Genomic DNA, 2,946 nt, shown 5'->3' on the forward strand with positions numbered 1-2,946 from the left:
GACATCCAGCAGGAAGGCCGCCACGCGGCGCTCCGCCGCAAGCGTACCCAGCATCAGCATCCACGACCGGTCGCTACGCACTTCGGCCGCCAGCGCGCTGGTGATGTGCACCTGCAGCTCCGGTATGTGCAGGCAGGCACGCAGCACGGCAGGATATGGCAACTCCCATGCTTCGCTGTCTTCCAGCGCGATCACGTCACAGGAATAGTTCTTCAAGCCGATCGATTCGGCACCGATCAGGTCCCCGCGCATGCGAAAACCGGTGACCTGTTCGCGCCCGTCATCGGCCAGTTCGCAGGTCTTGTAGGAACCGGCATGCACCAGGTACAGCGCCTGGAACGGCTGGCCGGCATGGTAGACCCCCTGCCCGGCGACATGCTTGCAGCGGCGCACCGGCACATGCTGGCGCAGCGCTTCGATATCCAGCTGGCCACCATCTGCCAGCGGCAGGAACGCATAGGGTTTGCGGGTGGGTTGGATGTTGGTTTGGGCCGCAGGTGCAGTGCCGACGACAGATGCTGACGCAGTCATGATGTTTTCCCCGAAAAACGCAACCTCCGCCGGCTGCAGGGTCGACTCTAGGCAGGGTGCGTAACGGCAGAAATTCCGCTCGGCAACGGTTTGTAACAGTGTGTAACAGACGCGGCGGATCGCCGCAGTCTGAGGCGAAAAACCCTGTAATTCATGCATTCCCGATGCTGGGATGCCGTCCCAGCCTACATGGGCTTGATGCGTGTCAAGCTTCCGCGCCGCGGGTTGCCGTAGCGTCCACACCATCCTACGGAGGACTTTGCTTATGCGCGCTGCAGATATCGGAACCAACCGCGTCGTCCAGCTCAACGAATCGTCCAGTCCCGAAGAAGCGGCCTGCACGATGCGACATCATGATGTCGGTTGCGTCGTGGTGACGAAGAACACCTTGCTCGGCGTCGTACCCAGCGGCATGGTGACCGACCGCGACCTGGCCACGCGTTTTCTGTCTGCCGAAAACGACGAAGACAAGTCGTCGCTGCACGACATCGAATCGATACCGCTGGCTACGTGCCGGCCGGATGCCACCATCGATGAATTGGTCGACATCATGCTTGGCAGCCATGTGCGGCGGTTGCCGATCGTGGATGAAGAAGGCACGTTGCTTGGCATCGTGACGCTGGATGATGTCATTGCTGCGCTGGCTGAATTGTTGCATCGCGTGTCGCGGGCGGCGGCGGGGGCGAAGGCGATTGATTGAGATGGGGTGGGTGCGTTGTGCTGAGCGCTCGACACGGCACAGCATTCCGCAGCGTTTTGGCATTGCCTGCGGCGCTTTCGGTCGCGGGGCGACCGAGTTACTTTCTCTTGCGTGCCCAAGAGAAAGTAACCAACAAAGAGAAGGACACCCCGAGGGGGCCCCAGAAAAGCAGGCGCGCATCCATGCGCGACCACACCGGCGCAAACGCCGGTGTCATTGCACTCAAGCGTAGCGGGTATCTGGATCGTCGCGACAAACGGTTCCCTCCCCTGCGAAGTAGGGGAGGGCTAGGGTGGGGTGCGAGCGCAGCGAGCGGCGGGAGCCCATCATCGCCTCCATGCCGTTCTCTAGGAAATTCACCGTCATACGCTAAAGCCCAAGCAACCCCACCCCAACCCTCCCCTGCTCAGGCAGGGGAGGGAGCGCAATGTGGCTAGTATCAAGTTGTACCGAGAGTACCAGCGACCGCGGCGCGTGGATGCGCACCTGCTCTTCGGACTTGGCGGGCAGGACGCCCGCCAAGCGTCCCTCGGGGTGCCCTTTCTTTTGGTTACTTTTCTTTACTACGGGCCTCCTGCCCTTCGCTCTTCGGGCCAGCATGCGCTGTTCGCCCGCGTTCCTGACGCGGGCGTGGGCACGCAAAGAAAAATGACTCGGTCGCTCCGCGACCGAAAGCGCCGCAGGCAATGCCAAACCCTGCGAACAGCTGCGCCTCTCAATGCGCCACCAACACCGGCACCTTCGCATGCTTCAACACATGCCGCGTCGTCCCGCCCAACATCCACTCATTCACTCGCGAATGCCCCCACGCCCCCATCACCAGCAAATCCGCCTGCATTGCATAAGCATGCTCGAGCAACGCCTCGCCCACACAAGAGGTGGTCGGAAAATCCCGCACCGTGCTCAAGGTAACGCCATGCCGCTGCAACCACTCGCGCACCGGCAACAGCGGCGGCGCCAAGCCACGCACCTCGCTGACGGCGCCATCCACCATGCACACCGTGGCTGCATCACGCAGAAACGGCAGCGCCGCGCGCAAGGCATGCGTGGATTCCTCGGTGCTGTTCCACGCCACCAGGATGCGCTCGAACTTGCATGACAGATCCTTGATGGATCCAGGCACCAGCAGCATGGGCGAGCCCGATATAAGCAACGCACGGGAAAGGTGATCCAGGCCGCCGGACAACGTATCGTTGCCATTCGGCAGCCGGCTCACGGTAACGTCCGCCATGCACGAGCGGCGCGCCAGCGCCGGCACATACAGGCCGCGGGTCACTTCCCAAGCGCCGTCGACGCCGTGGCGCCGGCACTTTTCCATCCACCAGGTATCGCGCGCCTTGGCTTCTTCTTCCTCGATCTCCAGCACTTGGGCCACGTCCGGCATCGCCATGGTCGAGGGATAGACCTCGATGATGTTCAGGCCGGTCGCATACGCGTTGTAGCGCTTGGCCAGTGCCAAGCCAGCCTGCAGGGCAATATCGTCGTCGCGCAGGTTTTCCACATTGATGAGCAGCTCGAACATGGCACCACCCCGTGTGCAATGGCATGCATGAACTATCGTGCGCAGCGCAGGACGCCGCATTGATCCTCGTCAAGCGGGCACCTCGTGGGCTTTTTGGCTGATTTCGATGCAGTTGACCATCGTCAAGTGCAGCCTGGCGGCGTCCGGTTACAACATACGCACACTCCCGGTGGCCACTCCAAACGAGGTTCTC

At 62.1% G+C, this 2,946-nt stretch carries 3 protein-coding genes; 1 reads left to right on the forward strand and 2 read right to left on the reverse strand.

What is annotated here, in order from left to right; translation table 11 throughout:
* On the reverse strand, nucleotides 1-531 hold a 531-nt coding region (locus VMA74_RS19745), incomplete at its 3' end, for a Crp/Fnr family transcriptional regulator (protein ID WP_325370127.1).
* Between the two features lie 265 nt (nucleotides 532-796).
* Between VMA74_RS19745 and VMA74_RS19750 the strand changes: the two genes are divergently transcribed.
* Nucleotides 797-1,231 (forward strand): CBS domain-containing protein, encoded by a 435-nt coding sequence (locus tag VMA74_RS19750; RefSeq protein ID WP_325370129.1) that lies wholly within the window; start codon nucleotides 797-799, stop codon nucleotides 1,229-1,231.
* Nucleotides 1,232-1,946: 715 nt separating this feature from the next.
* On the opposite strand, the gene VMA74_RS19755 is transcribed toward VMA74_RS19750, so the two are convergent.
* The gene (locus tag VMA74_RS19755) at nucleotides 1,947-2,753 is read right to left on the reverse strand and encodes a universal stress protein (protein ID WP_325370131.1); all 807 of its coding nucleotides are present in this window, start codon (nucleotides 2,751-2,753) and stop codon (nucleotides 1,947-1,949) included.
* Between the last annotated feature and the right edge of the window lie 193 nt (nucleotides 2,754-2,946).

The organism is Dyella sp. (assembly GCF_035508675.1).
In the GTDB taxonomy this organism is placed as follows: Bacteria; Pseudomonadota; Gammaproteobacteria; order Xanthomonadales; family Rhodanobacteraceae; genus Dyella_B.

What these genes read in the sequence shown, in the direction of transcription:
- VMA74_RS19750 (WP_325370129.1), top strand. Translation starts at nt 797, where the DNA reads ATGCGCGCTGCAGATATCGGAACCAACCGCGTCGTCCAGCTCAACGAA.
- VMA74_RS19755 (WP_325370131.1), bottom strand. Translation starts at nt 2,753, where the DNA reads ATGTTCGAGCTGCTCATCAATGTGGAAAACCTGCGCGACGACGATATT.